The following is a 17,740-nucleotide window of genomic DNA, read 5'->3' as shown; positions in this document are numbered from 1 at the left end:
AAGCCTCAACAACCACGGCCTGCCTTTCGGCGGGCTTTTTTTATGAAAGAAATATACTCATGACCAACCCAACAGAAATTGAACGACAGCTGTCACGCGAAGCCAATCTATTTGCAGCGCGCGGCAGTGCAGCCCATCACGACAGAACCCGCACCTATATCGTTGCTGACTTTGAATATGGCTATGACCGGGACCGCCATAACGGATATGGCGTAGCTGAAGGCAAAGACGCCGAGGAAAAGATACGTTGGCCGTTTCACCGCGTGGCGGCGGCATCTTGGTGCGTGATGCGCTTCAAGCGGGGTTCGGATATTCCCGAGATCCAAGGTCCGATTGTTCTCTCTGCCAATGACCACAGCGAAAAGGAAATGGTCTCTGTTTTCTTTGATGCCTTGGACCAGGAACCAGGCGCTGTGCTGGTGACATGGGGCGGGGAGCATAAGGATCTGGCCGTTCTGCGCCGAACCGCTGGTGAGCTTGATCTGATCATGCCCGGGCAGCTGCGCGAACTCTCGCCAGTCTCTGACCGTAGGATCGATCTATGCGGCGCCGTCTCGATCCGCGCGGAATCGGTTCATCTTCCGGAATATGCAGCAGCTTGCTCGATACCGGCAAAGCCGTCGCCATCCAAAACCATCGGCGAGCTGGTCGAGAAGGGGATGTGGGGGGATGTCGAGGAGCAGGTGCTGGCTGACGTCATGACGACAGCGATCATCATGTTGCGCCATCTCAAATCCCACGGGCTGATCCGCTGCGCCATTCCAGCATGCAGTTTGGCGCTGGCAAATGCAGCGACGAGCGCGAACCCGGAGAGCGAGTTTCTGAGGCGAACGTTCAAGCCCTGGGCTCAGCTCAAAGATAGCACAGCCAATTATACCTGTCCGATCTACCGGGCAGCGTAGCTTCTATTCTACGCTCCATCACGAGCGTGGACATTTTTAAAGTCGAGCCGGCGTGATCACGGGCAGCGCTCTATTGACGACTGGCTCTACCAATATCTTCTAACCAATCCTCAAGCGGGCGGCATCTCAGGATGACCGCCCGCTTGGCATTTCAGGATAATTTTTATGAAACTTCCCATATATTCGGAGCGGATCGTCACCTTCTCCGTCGTCTATCATCCCTATCGCCGCAACACCGAACGGTTCATACGCGCCTTTGGTGCCTTCGAAGTCAATTTCCAGCCTGGTGATGACATATTGTTCACGCGCCATCATCATACATATCCGGATAAGGATCGAACCGCTCCTTTACTGGAAATGACGAAGCTGCTCGATCAACAGACCGACTGCGTTTGCGCGGTTCTGGAAGCTCCGGGCGGGTCTCACCGGCCAAAAACCAAAGCCGACTTTGCGAAAAATGTCCTTGATGCACTGCCGATCTTCAATCTGGGTCTCCACCGCAAGATCCATGTTCACCGGACAGAAGACCAATATGTCAGGGTCAGCGCCGAACTGTTTGGCATAACTTTGGCGTCCAAGATGGCCGGGCCGTCAGAAAAATCCCGGCGAGCAGCAGACCACGCTCAAGCGCTGTGGCTGTCCTGGGTGTTCAATTGCCTTGCTGAGGATCCGGATCAGGCGAACCTGGTTGCGGCCTTTCAGGCTTGGCGCTGCGTCGACGACCTGCGTCCCGTGATATTTTAAAGAACAGGCATTCGCGTAGCGGCCACTGACCTTCGGGGCAGCGTCTGCCGCGCGGCATCATCAATCAATAACAGCAGGAGCAGAAATCATGTAGTAAACTCACCAAGACCCTGCAGCGGGCAAAACGCTGCACACATCATCAACCAAGTCGCTCGACATTTCGTCGTTGCGGCTTTTTTTATATCTAAAGGAAATATATCATGGCGAAGAAGCCAACCAATAATCGCGCGCCGACAAAGGCCGAGCCCAACAAGCCTTATAAAATCGCGGGCACTTCCATCGTCCCGGCCCAGCTATTCCATGTTCCCTCGCTTCAGCCAAGAAAGGAGGGGCCGTGGCGCGATGAACCCGATAAGCTTTCATGGACTGATAAAGCCACCGGTATGCCCTGCATAATGCTCCGCGCCCGGCTTGGCACTTTATCAGGCTATGTCGCGGTAAACACCGAGCATCCTCTGTTCGGCTTCGACTACCGCGCTGTTCCAGCAGACCTTGGCATTCAGCCTCACGGCGGCCTGAACTACAGCGCGCCCTGCGATGAAGAAGCGGACGAACGCGTTTCTGTCTGCCATATTTCACAGCAGCCCCGGGAACGGGTCCGCCATCCGCGCGGCAAGCAGGAGCATCCTCCATTCAGTGAAGAACTATGGTGGTTCGGGTTCGCCTGCGACAAATCCTACGATTTGGTTCCTGGCTGCTACCAAATCCATATGTCGGCTGAAAACGGGCAGACTTATCGCGGCGAGGATTACGTATTCACCCAGTGCACAAATCTCGCGCATCAGTTGGCTGCGGCTGGTGGCGAGATGGGTTCGGGCGTTCCCATCGATACGAGCAGCTTTACCGTGCCGCCTGTCGGTCTTGATGCAGGGGAGAAGTAAGATGGACGAGAACATTCCATACGAAAAACGCCGCAATCCCAATCTGCCTTGGGGATACTGGATGGCAGCTCCAGGTGAAACCACAGGCGATCAGGTTCTGATCGATGAAGATGGCAGCCGGTGGGCGTCTGTTCGTGAATGTCTGTGGGTCAAGCGCTTTAACATGGCGATGCCCGAGCATCTTCCGTATATTGACCTCGAACTGGAGTTCCTGCTCACCTTTCTGGTCATCACGGAACGCCGGATCATTCGGGTTGAGGAGAAGGCCATTGACATATTTGGTGACCATGACAGGGCCCGGTTCTACCAAAGCTGGCTGATCGACAAGAAGCTCATGACGTATGATCGGGGCGGTTGCCTATTTCCCGAACTCACCCCGGAAGCCTTTGCTATCTTGCTGATGCTGGCCAATACACGCAGCCTGAGGAACCAACCGCTGCCGGTCGGCCTGCCGACGCTGGAGCGATGGCATGGGCTCGACCCGGAAGCCATGACGCCCGAATGGGAAGCAGCGCTGCAGAAACTGGAGCGCTATGCCGACCGGCTGCCATATCGGTTTGAGCGGGTGATGATCGGCAAGCTTAATGCCATTAGGCTGGTCGGTGATGGACTGGGGCCGAACATCCCGCTCCGCCGGACCTTGTGGTCGCTCACCTTCCGGGATCAATATGCGCGGGACCGGTTCTACTACTGGCTTTGCCACCGCGTCGATCGGTGGAGCGATTGGGGGACGCGCGCTTGGGAAAATGGCCCCCGAGCGCTCAGCGAATATTTGCTGCAGCTGAAATTTGCAGATGAACCGGCCGTGATGCCAGACTGACCAAGCAGCATGATGCCAAGAACAACGGGCGGGCTCTTCGGAGGCCGTCCGTTGTCATTTACCTAGGCGTAAATTTACCAAAAACCCGCTTCCCTCTAGTTCATCCGGAGCACCTCGCCATCTAGTCTCCCATGCTTCGTTAGCCTACAAGGTCAGGTGACCAATCGATTTACTCGGTCGCTGCGTTGAAAGTTACCTCTGAATCCGGAGCAGACATGCCCTGAGTTCGACTCCGGCATTTCCGACGTCGGTCCAGACAAAGCCGCAGGCCATGGTCCTCTTTTCAGATTAGCTTATTGAAAGCCGGCAGTCGCGAATCCACCTAGTAATTGCAGTTCTGGCGCGAGCAAATTCTGAGCGCTGGACGGCAGCTTTCAGAATCGAGAATGGGTCGAGGAGACGGCAACAATTGCGCGTAATTTCGGACCGACTGTAGTTGGGCCGGAAGCGACCATAGAACATGATCGCCGTAGATGCACTTATGGAAAGCCGGGCGAAATCTGACAATCGACTTATACTTTCCGTCAATACTGGCTGCGTTGATTGCAGGCTATCTCCGCCAGAGGTCAAATGCGGGTGTCGCGCCGATTTTTGCGTAACGAACAGAGGAACCTGCTCGCCAGCATCTCGTCACGGTTCGCCGAGGCAGCATAATATAGTTGAACGGGGCGGTCTGGAAACATTTTTCCAGACCGCCCAGTCAAAACGAATGTTCAAACCTACTGCCGGTAAAAACGAACGATCCCGCGCAACGAGGTGCGCAGCGGCGCCTAAATTGTCTTCAAGCTCTCCATAAGCCTAGTCGCCAAAGGCATATTATGCAGTTCTGGCGGCAAATATTATTTTACTCGCGCTTTTCTTGGCTCACGAAGTTTTGCAGGAAGCAAAGAAACAGGGAAGGGGTCCAGATGCTTCGTTACTTCCGGTATCGTTGCTACGGCATTACGCAACAGTGCCATATGCGCCTTCGAGTAACGTCCTTCAGTTTCCCCTTTGAGAGCATGGCCAGCAAAATCTGCTCTGATTTCAGATGGGATTCCAGCACCCTTCATTGAATCTATCGCGGTGTGACGAAATGCGTGCATTGCTTGGCCGCCTTTAAGAAATGCTAGTTCCTTGGCTATCTTGGTCCAAATACGTTTATAATAGGCATCGCCCATCTGGCCCAAGCCGCTCTCAGCTACTAGCTCCGGAAATAGGGTCTTCTCTCCCGCTTCGCGTAGCGCCGTCACATAATCAATCAAGCCCAATCGCTGCAATTCCTTCGCCACCGGCACTTTGCGTGCCGAACTAATGGTCTTCACCCGGCGCACGTCATTGGCGCGAACGTTGAAGAACCAAAAACCATCTTCCGTTTCCACATCATTGACGTCCAGGCCGCAAATTTCATCGCGGCGCATCCCTGAATACCACGCGATCAGGGGCACGAAATACCACGCATCGTGAACGAGCAAATCGCCTGGCTGCATACGCCGCGCATGTGATTTTGAACCTGTCCATGGCGGGAGATTGAAAATCTCCCTGCCTTGCTCCACGGTATAGACCGATTGTAGTTCACGTTGGTTACGAGTGTCGTTCATAATGAATGCTCCATAGTCAAGTCGTCCCAATGGGTGGTGTTTGTTAAACCAGCCAGTGAGCTGGCGCAGGAAGCCCCAATGCCGGTTGGTCGTAACAACGCCCAACCCAAGTTCTTTTCGAGAAAGGTGCTCGGCCGGCTTAATTTTTGTATCTGTAACTCGCCCTTTCCGCTTCGCTTCTTTTTTCATCGCTTCTTCACCAGCAACGACTTTGGCTTCGGTTTCGTCGATGATTTGCCAGATCGTCATATCGCGATGCTTGGGGGATTTACGAAAGGAGGGGCCGTGCAGCTTTTCGAAACACTGGTCTAGTTTGACGAGATCGTCATGCGTGACGGTCGCCAGCGCTCGCCCGTCCATGACCTGCTCGAGAAGCATTGCAGGAAGTTCGAACTGGTTGCGCGTTTTCAAGGTCCAAGGTTCGCCTTTTTTTCGCGAATTGCCGTCCTTGCCGCCTGTGCGCGGATTATGCTCAAAAAATCTGAGCACTGCTTCGCTTGGTGTCATGGTGACCCACTCGTTAGCTACAGGCTGGTGAGAAGTTACGGTAGGTGAAGAATTTTGAGGGTTTATTGGTTCATAACCCGCCACTTGGACCGGAGCATAAGCCGTGCTTGGATCGGCGAGAACGCGGCGGAATTCCCGGACTGCCTCAATGCGCGCCTGATTGACCACTTTGCGCGCCATGGCTTCACGCAATACAGTTTCTTCCACGCCGATTTCGGCCAGTCTTGTGACGGCTGCCTCCTCAGCGCCATCCTGCTGAATTGATTCGGCAAGGTCCGACCAAGCCATGATGACAATGGGTTCATCGTCGTCGTCGGGATCTATCCGGGCGATCAGGAAATCATCGATTTTGCCTTTTACGACGCCGTCACTTGCTGCTGATTCGCTAGCGCCCAGACGCAGCGAGAGCGCTTTGTCTATATCGTCGTGATCTTCTGGAGGAATAATGTGGAGGTTTGCGTGCATGACTTCGAGTCGATCGCGCTCAATCAGCATTTGGCGGCGATAGATTTCCGCCCGCTGAGCGCTGGTCAGTCCGTCGCTCCTAATATTCGTCATCATGTTCATCGCGACCCTCTCGCAAATCAAAGTCAGCGCTGGAGCGAGTAACGCTGCATGCCTTCGATTCGTAGTCTTGAGGGACATCCTTAACCGAAAAGGCTTATCAAGCCCTAAACGTATGAGGCGGCGATAATAATAGGTGCCGTGCTTGCGAGTGACGTTTTGTATTCCGCACATGGGTGGTGGTATCCTTCCGTGGCACCCTGTCGTGGCGAACCACGACGGGGTAAGAGAAAGAAACCAAATATTTCAAGAGCTTATGTCATTGTTGGCTGGGGCTCCTGCCACCCCAACCAATTTCAGTGCCTTGCGCTTTTCTGCGGTTGTTTTTCAGATTGATTGTACATCGCTATCGAGCTGACGAACGCTCGTGTCGCAATTGCTCAGTGTCTCTGGACGCTTTGTTCCTTGGACCGAGACGGTTGCCTGGGATGACGTGACGCCGGGTTGGATCTTGTTGGAGAAGTAACTTCGAGTTCCACAAGCATGCTCTAAAAAATTTTCTGTCAACCGGTCGTTAGCAGAAGGACAGGGGCCCGCCCTTCTGCTCGAAAAACCTTCTGAACTGTCTTCCTCCGGATAGCAGAAGCAAAAGGCATAAGCGCGATAGTAGGCGCACAGGCGGAATATTATTCTGTCGAAGATATTCCGTCAGATCGCGGCTGCCATATAGCTGGCTTGATTGATCGCTGCTTTTGCATCCAGTTCCATCGCTTCAAAGGCGCCGCCGACGAGTTCGGAAGACATCCCTTCTTTCTGCAGGTCGTCATGCAGTTCGCGCAGCGGATCCTGGCCAGCGCAAATGATAATCGTATCGGCCTCGAGAAGCACCGGCTGACCGCCCTGGAGGATATGCAACCCATCATCATCGATTTTTACATATTCGACGCCGTTCATCATGCCGACGCCGCGCCTTGTCAGCGTCATGCGGTGGGTCCAGCCGGTTGTTTTGCCGAGGCCTGCGCCAACCCGGCTGTCCTTGCGCTGCAACAGGGTGATTTCGCGATCGGACTTGACCACCTTCGGCTCTACGCCGGTTACGCCCCCACGCGGGTGGTTTTCGAAATCGACACCCCATTCTGCGGCAAACACATCGCGGTCGAGGGCACCCGAAACGCCGGCATGGCTGATCAGTTCGGACACATCGAAACCGATGCCGCCGGCGCCAATGATGGCGACCTTTTTGCCAACCGGCCTGACGCCTTTGATGACGTCAATATAGCTGACGACCTTTTCGTGATCGATGCCCTCGATGTCCGGCGTTCGCGGCTTGATGCCGGTCGAGACGATGACATGATCAAAGCCTTCGGCTTTCAGTCCCGCTACATCCGCTCTTGTATCCAGACAGAGGTCGATTTCATGAACCTCGATCATCCGGTTGAAATAGCGCAGCGTCTCGTAGAATTCCTCCTTGCCCGGAATGGTTTTCGCCAGATTGAACTGGCCGCCTATTTCGGACGATGCTTCGAACAATGTCACCGCATGACCGCGCTGGGCCGCCACCGTAGCATAGGCAAGGCCGGCGGGTCCGGCCCCTACTACCGCGATCCGCTTCGCATCAGTGACCGGTTCGTAATTCAAAATGGTCTCGTGGCAGGCGCGCGGATTGACCAGGCAGGTCGTCAGTTTGCCCATGAACGTATGATCGAGACAGGCCTGGTTGCAGGCGATGCAGGTGTTGATTTCATCTTCGCGGCCCTCGACCGCCTTGCGCATGAATTCGCTGTCGGCGAGCAGAGGCCGGGCCATGGAGACCAAATCGGCATCGCCGCGTGCCAGAACCGCCTCTGCAACATCGGGCATGTTGATCCGGTTGGAGGTTATCACCGGAACCCCAACCTCCTTGCGCAACCGGCCCGTCACCGAAGTAAATGCCGCGCGCGGTACCATTGTCGCGATCGTCGGCACGGCGCTTTCATGCCAGGTAAAATGGGTGGAAATGATCGTGACACCGGCTTTCTCCAGAGCTTTGCCCAGAGTGACGATTTCTTCCCAGCTCATGCCTCCGTCCAGCATATCCATCGCGGCGATCCGGAAGATCAGGATGAAATCCTCACCCACCGCAGCGCGGGTCTTCTCGACAATCTCGATGGCAAAACGCATCATATTCTCGAAAGAGCCGCCATAGTCATCGTCGCGCAAATTGGTCTTCCGCACCAGGAAGGTGGATATCAGATAGCCGGCCGATCCGATGATCTCGACTCCGTCATAACCCGCCTTCTGTGCCATCAGCGCGCAGTTTACATGATCATCAATCTGTTTCCGGATACCGGCTTTGTCGAGTTCGTTGGGAGCATGTCTGGCGATCCGGGAGCGCACGGCTGATGGCGCGACCATGGCCCTGTTATTGGCTAAAGGGCCGGGATGCAGGATCTGCATGCATATTTTTACGTCGGGTGCGGCCTCGTGCACGGCATCGGTGACCAGCCGATGCTTGGCAGCTTCTTCTTCGCTGGACATAATCGCCCCGCCCGCGGACGCTTCGGCATTGGGGGCGATCCCGCCAGTGATTATCATGCCGATATTATTGGCTGCCCGTTCGGCAAAATAAGCGGCCATCCGCTCGAAGCCGCCATCCATTTCCTCCAGACCGGTATGCATGGAGCCCATGATCGAGCGGTTCTTGATGGTGGTGAAGCCGAGATCGAGTGGCTCGAGCAATTTTGGATATTTCATATTGTCGTTTTGCATAGATAGTATCCCTATCACATTATCCAATCTGTTAAAGCGACATCTCAACAGGCTTTACTGCACGAGTATTGCGCGCGACTTTGCCGTCGAGCAACGGCAACGCCGGGAAATACAGAATACCTTTGGTCAATATCTTTCCCCGGCGATGGCCAACCGGATCACAGCCGACCCCAGTTTGCACAATCTTGGCGGGAAGCGCAGGGATATGACCACTTTGTTTTCCGATATCTGCGGATTTACACCGATCTCCGAAGCGATGCAGGGCGACCGAAACCGGGATGGTATCGACCCACGCAGACCGCTCGGTCATGCCTTTCTTCTATCACCCGCCCAATCCGTCCTCCGACCTTCGGACAATCGGCGGTTGCCCCCTAGGCCCGCGAGCCGCCAGAAGCGCAAATTTTGGTGGCGGCCAATGGAGAATTCTGGCTCACGGGAGATCGATGCAGCAAAGCAGCACAATGGATTCAGCTGAAAATTGTAAACTGGGGTTTCGGCTCCGCTAGCTGCCGTGCCGGTCGCATCGTGGGGACGGCGCGTGCGTTGGCCGCTATCAGTCAGCAACATAATGTTCATGTCACCGGTGATACCCGTCATAAAGGAAAGAGCCGACTATGGCGGATTTCAGGGCGAAAAATGCCTTGCGCAGGGCCGGTAGAAAATGAACCGGCTCGCCGGATATTACTCCCGGAGCGGCGGCTTTCCGCGCTACGGCGCTGTGTGATGGGGGCTGGTCCAAGAATGGGATATGTAAATCATTGTAAATACACATTCAATCTTCTGGTAAAGCTTCTGTAAATGATAGTAAAACGCAATTCATAAACCGATGAATAAAGGCAATGTTACCGTATCAAGGCTAGCACCTCTGGGGGAATTAAAATGCGTATAGCGATAGCGGACGATGATTCGGAAATCATCGAATTTTTGGGGAAAATCGTAGAAGCACAGGGCTATGTCTATGTCGGCTACCCGGACGGAACCGCCCTGTCCAACGCCTTGCTGCGCGATACGTTCGATCTGGTAATTCTCGACTGGAACATGCCCGGCAAAAACGGGTTGGAAATTCTGCAGTGGATGGAAGAGGCGATTGAAGATCGTCCTCCGGTGATCATGATGACCAGCCGTTCGGCCAAGCAAGATATCAGCGACGCACTGAACGCGGGTGCCGATGATTATATTACCAAACCGGAAGACAAGAATGTCATTGCCGCTCGGATCAATGCCCTTTTGCGCAGAAACAGCGGCGCCTCGGCAATGGAAACCACGGCTGAATATGGCGACTATCTGCTCAATCGTATCGAGCAGACGGTCAAGCATGGCGACCAAGAGATCGCCCTGACCGCAAAAGAGTTCGAACTCACCGATCTCATGTTTCGCAACCGGGACCGGACCTTGTCGCGGCGATATATAATGGAAACGGTCTGGCGGACCAACGCGCATCTCGCAACGCGGACGCTCGACATGCACGTCTCGCGAATCCGCTCCAAGCTCGCGCTGAAACCGGAAAACGGGTTTCGGATTTTCACGGTTTTCGGCTATGGCTACAGGTTGGAGACGTTCAGTAACGGAGGGTGATAGTGTTTGAAGAATTCCGGAATTGGATGCCTTCGTCGGGCCTTCGCCTGTTGCTGGTGCTATCTATCTGCGCTTTGGCCATTGCCCCTGGTGAAGCTGCAGCCCGGAAAAACTCCGATTCGGAGCAGATCACCTATGTCTTCAAGCGTGGAGACACGCTGTACCGTCTTGCCAATAATTATCTGCGCAAGTCGTCGGACTATCGCGCCGTGCAACGGCTCAACCGCGTTGCCAACCCGCGTGTTATCCCCGTAGGCACATCGCTGCGCATTCCTGTAGCCTTGCTGAAATACCGTCCGAGTGAAGCCCGGCTGAGCGCGTTCCGCGGGAATGTTTCCATTGCTTCGGATGGCCAGAACCGGACACCGGTTACGGGTATGAACATCGGCGAGGGCAGCAATATCAGAACGGCTGCGCGGAGTTTCATGACGTTGCAACTGGAAGACGGGTCGCAGGTTTCCCTGCCATCCAACAGCCACGTCCGGATTACCCGCCTGCGCCATATCCTGCTGACCGACAGCATCGACTATGAATTGGCCGTCGACAAGGGGCGCGTGCGCTCGAAGGTAGCGCCGTTGGACAAGAAGGCGGACCGCTATCGGGTCCGCACTCCGGTTGCCGTCTCCGCTGTTCGCGGGACCGACTATCGGACCAGGGTGGATGAGATGTCCGGCACCGCCTTTTCCGAAACGGTTGAAGGCGAAGTCGTGGTCGCGGCGGGCGAGAGGCTGAACGGGGCGAACCTGGTTACCATAGCCGCAGGTACCGGTGCAGCAGCGACGGCGTCAGGTGCGATTGCGAAAGCGCAATTGCTGTCACCGCCCGAACTGCTTGATCCTGCGAATGTACAGTCCGAGGCGGAATTGCACTTTGCCGTTGAACCGCGCGAGTCGGCTATCGGTCATCGTGTCAGCATCGCGTCCGATGCCGGCTTTGTCGATATCGTCGCCGAAGCAGAGGTGCGGGGCACGGTGCTGGAATTGCCGACGATCCCGAATGGGCGCTATTTCGCCAAGCTGACGGCGCTGGCGGCGGACGGTTTCGAGGGGATGCCCGCTACGTATAGCTTCAAGCGCCAGCTGAGTACGCTGGGCGGTAGCGCCGACGCCGGCGATTTCGGCTATCGCTTCAAATGGTTCGGCAAAGGCGAGGGGGAACGATTCTACCGGCTCCAGATCCTGAAAGACAGCAAGACATCCGTACCCATTATCGACGAAGCGGGCCTCTCCGCCGACACCGTCACTCTGTCGGATCTGGCCGATGGGGAATATTTCTGGCGCGTTGGCGTGATCCAGTTCTCCAGTGATCCCGACGATCCGGCAGCGATAGAAAAATGGACCGATTTCGAAAAAATGACCGTGGCCAACTAGCGGTCCGGATCCGGCTTTTGACCGACCGTCCGATCAGGCCCAGGCGCCGATGAGACTACGCCAGCGTCTGGTTGTCGAATGGCTTGCGGTAGCATTGCTAGCGTCCTGCATGGTGGTGGCACTGGGTTATTGGGATAGCCTGTCGCGCTTCGACAATCTGGTCTACGACCAACTGTCCGGCATTGATCGGCCGGAGGCATCGCCGGACATAATGATCGTCGAGATTGACGAGGAGAGCCTGCACGCCTTCGGCAAGTGGCCATGGCCCCGCGAACGGCATGCCCAGTTTTTCGAGCAGCTCGCGATCGGCACCCCGAGAGCGACTGGTTTCGACGTCCTGCTCAGCGAACCGGGAGAACCGGAAGGTGACCAACTGCTGGCGCAGGCGATGGCCGATCTGCCAAATCTGTTCCTGCCACTGCATTTTGTTTTTCCTGGCAGCAATGGTGCAGAATTTGATGTTAGACAGCCGATCGCGCCGTTCACCGCGGCAGCAACCGGTCTCGGCCACGTGAATCTGCTTTTCGACGCTGACGGAGTCGTACGTCGCGCGAACCTTTGCTTTGGCGACAAGGATACGGAGGCGGAATGGCCCCATTTGATGGAGGTAATTTACCAGGCGGTCGAAGGAAATATGTCTCCGGCTTTCGACCGGCTGGATGATTGCGATCAGAATCTGTTGATGCCCTATGCGGATCGTGGAGCATATCAATCGATATCCTATGCGGCATTGGCCAAGGGACAAGTGCCGCCTGCATTCGTGCAGGACAAGATAATCCTGATCGGTGCTACGGCCAACGGTATGGGTGATCAATATCCGGTGCCGCTCGGCGATGGCGGTACGATGGCCGGGGTCGAGATCATGGCCAATCTTTACAGCACAATCGCGCGCGATGATTTTATCCGGCCGATCCCTTTGATCCAGCAACTGCTGTTGTCACTGCTGCCGGTCTGGATATTGCTGCTCGGTTTCTGGCGCTGGCGTCCACGCACCACGATCGTCGTCTCTTTCTTCCTGATAGTGACGATATTGCTGGCCAGCGCCGTGCTTGTGCAATTCTCCCTCTGGTTTGCGCCTGGAACCGCCCTGCTGGGTGTGCTGATTGTATATCCCGTATGGGGCTGGCGCCGCTTACAGGCTACCAGCGATTTCATGGATGGCGAATTGGAGCATTTCGGTCGCTCGAAAGTTGATATACCGATCATGCGGACGGAACTGGGACCCGTTGACGTTATTACCGGACAGGCCGAACAACTGACCCACGCGATATCCCATGTTCGCGATTTGCGGCGCTTCATCAGCGATGCGCTCAGGAACCTGCCCGATCCGATGTTCATCACCGATCTGCGGGGCAAGGTTACATTCGTCAACAGGCTGGCGCAGACCGGAATGGAAGACGGCGCTCAGAATCTGGCGCTGGATGACATGCTCGACCGCTTTGTTTCGGCTGATGATCTTCAGGAGGTGAAGGATTATCTCGACCAGAAGAGCCGGCCGACCAAACAGGATTATGTCGAGTTTACTTCCAGCGACGGACGCATTTTCGCTATGCGCCGCGCGCCGGTTGCATCGGATGAAGGATTGCTGAGAGGGTATATCCATTATCTGGCGGACATTACGGAAGTAGCCAATGCGGCGCAGCAACGGGAAGAGGTGTTGCAGCTGCTGTCTCATGATATGCGGGCGCCTCAGGCTGCCATTCTGGCTCTTCTTGACGGTCGCGAGACTGACGAGACAACCAGCCGGATTGAGGGGCATGCCCGCCGGACTTTGGCGCTGGCGGACAATTTTGTCGGATTGGCCCGGATCGATGCGAGCGAGTTTGCCGGCGAGGATATCCTGCTTGCGGAACTGGTTGAGGAGGCCAATGACAGCCTCTGGCCCCTTGCCCAAAAGCGGGGCATTCGCTGTGAAGTCGAAGACCAGTCCGAGGGTGCCTTCGTGCATGTCGAACCTTCGAGCCTCTATCGCTCCTTCGTGAACCTGATCGACAATGCAATTAAATATAGTCCGGATGGCGGTGTCGTGACGATCGGGATCCGGGTAACTGATCTGGATGGCCAACCTTTCGTGTCGGTTGCTATATCTGATCAGGGCAAAGGTATTTCCGAGGGCATCCTCGGCCAATTGTTCGAGCGCTTTGCCAGCGATGACACTATGGCGCATTCATCCATCAAGGGAGCTGGTCTCGGGCTGAATTTCGTCGCCAAGGTGATCGCCAGACACGGTGGTCACATCCGGGGAGAGAACCAACGGGACGGCGGCGCCTGCTTTACCATATTGCTGCCTCTGGCTCCCGATCTTGAGTGCCAGACGGACTGAATCACTCGATGCCCTGACGGGTGCGGAATGTGCTGCGCGGGGTGCTGCTCGGCTTGGTGTCCAGCCCCGAGAGTGCGGAATCAATCAAGAAGGGCAGGGACTGTATTACAGTACCCTTGCAATGATATTCTGCCGCGCTGCCGGAATAGAGCTTCTTTCCGCGGATCTGATCGAACAGACTGACAGTCAATCGATGTTCGCGATCCTTGCAGGACTGGAATCTTTTCTGTTTTTTTGCCGTAGAGATCGATTTTTCGGCATTGTCTGCACCAGCCTTTACCGCGATATCGGCTGGTCGGTTGGAAAGCGCGACATGGACCAGAATCGATGCATCGGAAGACGATTCATAGCCTCTGTCGTTGAGCGATCTGGCGACCATATCCCGGGCGGCCGTCAAGTCACTATGCGCGACGGCATCGGTCGAAGACATGGTGAATTTCTTCTGCGCAGATGCCGCAATCACCTGATGCGTCTGGACCCGGGTTTGTATTGGCCCGGCACAGCCGGAAACCGCCAGTGCGCTCGCCAACATCCATGGGAGTGATCGCATCATCACATGCTCCGCTGAGTTCATTCAATGTAAATTGATAGTCCGCCGGTCCGGAAAAGTCACGCACATTGGCTTCGGTTTTCGGATCTACCGGGTCAACGCGTAGTAGATCACATAAAACCAGGAGAAAAAGCCGTGAATAATCGCCCACAGGATAGACTTGTGCGTGGTGAAGCTGATGGCAATCGCCAGCGCGCTGCCGAACCCCACACCCTTGCTGACGATTTCCTTGCGGACATATGTGGCTCCCCTGCTCATGGGCGATTCTCCAGGTGCATAATCTTCGGGACGCATCCGCTCGGGCTTCGTCTTTCCGACCATGATCAGGCCGCTTCCCGTGCCCGGTCGGACAGTTCCTGATTGAGCATTTCGGCGAGCAGGAAGGCCAGTTCCAGCGATTGCGCGGCATTCAGGCGCGGATCGCAATGCGTATGATAGCGGTCGCCGAGTGACGCATCGGTGATGGCCACGCCGCCGCCGGTACATTCGGTCACATTCTGGCCAGTCATTTCGCAATGGATGCCGCCGGCAAATGTGCCCTCAGCCCGGTGGACGGCGAAAAAGCCGCGCACTTCGCTCAGGATGCGGTCAAACGGCCGCGTCTTGTATCCGCTCTCCGCCTTGATGACATTGCCGTGCATCGGATCGCAGGACCAGATGACCGGATGGCCCGACTTTTTGACAGCGCGCACGAGAGGCGGCAGCCCGCTTTCGATCTTGTCGTGACCAAAACGCGTGATTAGCGTGATCCGGCCGGGTTCGCGCGCCGGATTGAGCGTATCGAGCATTTTCAGCAATGCGTCCGGTGTCAGCGACGGGCCGCATTTCAGCCCGATCGGATTGCCGATGCCGCGCAGGAACTCGACATGGGCAGAGCCCTCGAAACGTGTCCGGTCGCCGATCCACAGGAAATGCGCGCTGGTGTCAAACCAGTCGCCGGTCAGGCTGTCCTGACGGGTCAGGCACTGCTCGTAGGGCAGCAGCAGCGCTTCGTGACTGGTGTAGAAAGATGTGGCTTTCAATTGCGGTACAGTGTCCGGGTTGATGCCGCAGGCTTCCATGAAGGCCAAAGCTTCGCCGATCCGGTCGGCCATTTCCTCGAATTTCTTCGCCCACGGGCTGCGCGCCATGAAATCATGGGTCCAGCCATGCACTTGCTTCAGATTAGCATAGCCGCCGGTCGAGAACGCGCGCAGCAGGTTGAGTGTCGCCGCGGCTTGGTTATAGGCCCGGATCATCCGCTCGGGATCGGGGTCCCGGCGGCTGCTGTCAAACTCGATGCCATTGATGATATCACCGCGATAGCTTGGAAGCTCCACGCCATCCTGCACTTCGACATTGGACGAGCGCGGCTTGGCAAACTGGCCGGCCATACGGCCCACTTTTACGATCGGCAGCTTGGACGCATAGGTCAGGACCACCGCCATCTGGAGGATCACGCGGAACGTGTCGCGGATATTGTTCGGATGAAATTCCGCAAAGCTTTCGGCACAGTCCCCGCCCTGCAGCAGAAATGCCTTGCCGGCGGCGACCTCTGCCAGATCCTGTTTCAGGCTACGGGCTTCACCGGCAAAAACCAGCGGCGGATAGCTGCCGAGCAGCTCTTCCGTTTCCGCGAGTTTTGTGGCGTCTTTATACTCGGGCATATGCAGCCCTTCAAAATCCCGCCAGCTATTTGCCGTCCAATTTGTCGCCATTCGAGCGCTCCGCTTCATTTCCAATAAAATCGAGAGCCTTTAGGCGGGAGTCAAGGGTAATGGCAAGGGAAACCCATTGTTGGTTGCCGGCGCAACTATCGGGGAGCATCCGCTCTCTAGGAGCCGCCGGGTTTTTTCTTCCAGCTGCCGCTTTCGCGGAATTCCGGTTTAATCTGACTCGCATCGGGTAATCTCTGGCCGGCATAAGCTTGATCACCGCCTTTAGCTCTTGCCTGGGCGCTATAGTCGGGGGCCTTGTACGAACGGCCGGCCTGTATATCCGGCGTCCCATAGGGCCGGTTATTGCGACGGGCGTTGTCAGCGGCGAGGGCCGCGGCTTTTTCGGATTGAGCGGCTTCCGCTTCGGCTTTGCGCCGGGCTGCCTCATAGGCTTTCTCCAGCGCAATCGGATCGAGCGTGGAGGCAGAGCCGTTGTCGCGGATGTCAGCTTGCCGGCGTGGCTTTGGCGCAGGTAACGGCTCTCCGCCCCGGTATTTCTGGCCGAAGGCGCTGGCTTTTCCGGCATTGCCTTTCCAGCTGTAAAAGCGATGGGCTCCAACCGTTCCGAGAAACCGCAGGCTTGGTGCCCAATATGGATAGACATAGGTCGCGTGGTAATGGGTGGCTGTGCCGACTGTCGTATAGCTTTTTCCGGCCAATGCTTGCGCTGCGACCTTTTTCGCACGGTTCCAGTGGTAGCTTGCTGCCTTGCGTCGCAGCGAACCGTCGCAAGTATAGGTAAACTGGCAGCCGGTCGTCCGCTCGCTGCCCTGATAGATCACGCCGCATATTGTACCGGGATAGCTGGGATGGCGGACCCGGTTCAGAATTACTTGGGCGACGGCGCGCTGGCCGGCATCGGGTTCCATCCCGGCTTCATAGTAGATCGCCTGCGTCAGGCAATATAGTGCCCGGCTGTCATCCGTCGCCGAGCCACGGAAAGCAACCGGATGGATCAGATGCGCTGTTGATGCCTGATCTGCATCATTGCTGATCAAATCCGGTGTGCCCGCAATAGGTCCGGCTCCGGCCTCAGCGAGCGGATCGGCGCCGAAACCGCCATAATTTTGCGGTATCGCATAATTGGGGTCGAGAAAGTAGAAAGCGGAACCGGCAAAATTTTCTTCCGCTCGCTCGACCGGCTGGAGCCCCGAATCGCTGGGTCTGAATTGCTGGGCGTCGACGCTTGATTGGGGCATGGTGGCCGGTATCAGCAGCAGGCTAGCCAAAAAAAGTGCCGTCAATATGCGTTCGCGGACCGACAATTTGGCAAAAGATCCGAGCGGCTTTCGCGATTGTGAAGCCTCTGTATGTGCAGTGTTCTGGCCGGAATGTGCGCCAATTGCAGACTTGCCCGTGCTGACGAGCGGCTCCGGATGACCACCATCCAGCCCGAAATCGGGGATATTGCTGCTCAGGGGTGGAACATAGGGTGGAGGTACGCGCACGTGGTTTTTCAATGCCTGATTGGGCCCAAGCGGGCTGGTCGTCGTGATATAGCCGGTCATGGCGGCTTCTGCGCGATGCTTGATCGTGCTG

General features: G+C 56.2%; 14 protein-coding genes. 7 read left to right on the top strand and 7 right to left on the bottom strand.

What is annotated here, in order from left to right; all coding sequences use genetic code 11:
- The first annotated feature begins 59 nt into the window (after positions 1 to 59).
- The 4 genes from BOSE62_RS09920 to BOSE62_RS09905 all read left to right on the top strand — a co-directional run bounded on the left by BOSE62_RS09920 (position 60) and on the right by BOSE62_RS09905 (position 3,347).
- Complete coding sequence (locus BOSE62_RS09920; protein WP_100093809.1) at positions 60 to 902, top strand: hypothetical protein; 843 nt, start codon at positions 60 to 62, stop codon at positions 900 to 902.
- A 165-nt stretch (positions 903 to 1,067) separates the two neighbouring features.
- Positions 1,068 to 1,646, top strand: coding sequence for a hypothetical protein (locus tag BOSE62_RS09915; protein WP_100093810.1), 579 nt, complete (start codon positions 1,068 to 1,070; stop codon positions 1,644 to 1,646).
- Positions 1,647 to 1,846: 200 nt separating this feature from the next.
- Positions 1,847 to 2,527: a hypothetical protein gene (locus tag BOSE62_RS09910; protein ID WP_100093811.1), complete on the top strand. Its 681-nt coding sequence runs from the start codon at positions 1,847 to 1,849 to the stop codon at positions 2,525 to 2,527.
- 1 nt (position 2,528) lies between these two features.
- Entirely contained in the window at positions 2,529 to 3,347 is an 819-nt protein-coding gene (locus BOSE62_RS09905) for a hypothetical protein (protein ID WP_100093812.1), read from the top strand.
- Positions 3,348 to 4,186: 839 nt separating this feature from the next.
- On the opposite strand, the gene BOSE62_RS09900 is transcribed toward BOSE62_RS09905, so the two are convergent.
- From BOSE62_RS09900 to BOSE62_RS09890, 3 genes are all read right to left on the bottom strand, one after another.
- A complete protein-coding gene (locus BOSE62_RS09900; RefSeq protein ID WP_236553969.1) occupies positions 4,187 to 6,001 on the bottom strand; it encodes a site-specific integrase in 1,815 nt (604 codons plus the stop codon).
- A gap of 645 nt (positions 6,002 to 6,646) precedes the next feature.
- On the bottom strand, positions 6,647 to 8,686 hold the full coding sequence (locus BOSE62_RS09895) for an oxidoreductase (RefSeq protein ID WP_328799775.1): 2,040 nt from the start codon (positions 8,684 to 8,686) through the stop codon (positions 6,647 to 6,649).
- A gap of 31 nt (positions 8,687 to 8,717) precedes the next feature.
- Entirely contained in the window at positions 8,718 to 8,996 is a 279-nt protein-coding gene (locus tag BOSE62_RS09890; RefSeq protein WP_159645577.1) for a hypothetical protein, read from the bottom strand.
- Positions 8,997 to 9,565: 569 nt separating this feature from the next.
- On the opposite strand from BOSE62_RS09890, the gene BOSE62_RS09885 reads away from it, so the two are divergent.
- From BOSE62_RS09885 to BOSE62_RS09875, 3 genes are read left to right on the top strand one after another with little or no spacing between them, the layout of a single operon-like run.
- The gene (locus BOSE62_RS09885; protein ID WP_159645574.1) at positions 9,566 to 10,261 is read left to right on the top strand and encodes a response regulator transcription factor; all 696 of its coding nucleotides are present in this window, start codon (positions 9,566 to 9,568) and stop codon (positions 10,259 to 10,261) included.
- A gap of 2 nt (positions 10,262 to 10,263) precedes the next feature.
- On the top strand, positions 10,264 to 11,631 hold the full coding sequence (locus BOSE62_RS09880) for a FecR domain-containing protein (protein WP_159645571.1): 1,368 nt from the start codon (positions 10,264 to 10,266) through the stop codon (positions 11,629 to 11,631).
- Positions 11,632 to 11,680: 49 nt separating this feature from the next.
- Positions 11,681 to 13,954 (top strand): CHASE2 domain-containing protein, encoded by a 2,274-nt coding sequence (locus BOSE62_RS09875; RefSeq protein ID WP_159645568.1) that lies wholly within the window; start codon positions 11,681 to 11,683, stop codon positions 13,952 to 13,954.
- Position 13,955: 1 nt separating this feature from the next.
- On the opposite strand, the gene BOSE62_RS09870 is transcribed toward BOSE62_RS09875, so the two are convergent.
- The 4 genes from BOSE62_RS09870 to BOSE62_RS09855 form a co-directional block, all read right to left on the bottom strand.
- On the bottom strand, positions 13,956 to 14,507 hold the full coding sequence (locus BOSE62_RS09870) for a hypothetical protein (protein WP_159645565.1): 552 nt from the start codon (positions 14,505 to 14,507) through the stop codon (positions 13,956 to 13,958).
- Between the two features lie 84 nt (positions 14,508 to 14,591).
- Complete coding sequence (locus BOSE62_RS09865; protein WP_236554210.1) at positions 14,592 to 14,825, bottom strand: hypothetical protein; 234 nt, start codon at positions 14,823 to 14,825, stop codon at positions 14,592 to 14,594.
- A 2-nt stretch (positions 14,826 to 14,827) separates the two neighbouring features.
- Positions 14,828 to 16,201: a class II 3-deoxy-7-phosphoheptulonate synthase gene (locus BOSE62_RS09860; RefSeq protein ID WP_159645562.1), complete on the bottom strand. Its 1,374-nt coding sequence runs from the start codon at positions 16,199 to 16,201 to the stop codon at positions 14,828 to 14,830.
- Between the two features lie 116 nt (positions 16,202 to 16,317).
- A complete protein-coding gene (locus tag BOSE62_RS09855; protein ID WP_236553967.1) occupies positions 16,318 to 17,709 on the bottom strand; it encodes a cell wall hydrolase in 1,392 nt (463 codons plus the stop codon).
- Positions 17,710 to 17,740 lie beyond the last annotated feature (31 nt).

The sequence above is a fragment of the Sphingorhabdus sp. 109 genome (assembly GCF_902506555.1).
In the GTDB taxonomy this organism is placed as follows: Bacteria; Pseudomonadota; Alphaproteobacteria; order Sphingomonadales; family Sphingomonadaceae; genus Parasphingorhabdus.
The sequence above is the reverse complement of the archived record's forward strand: the minus strand, read 5'-3'. Positions and strand labels throughout refer to the sequence as shown.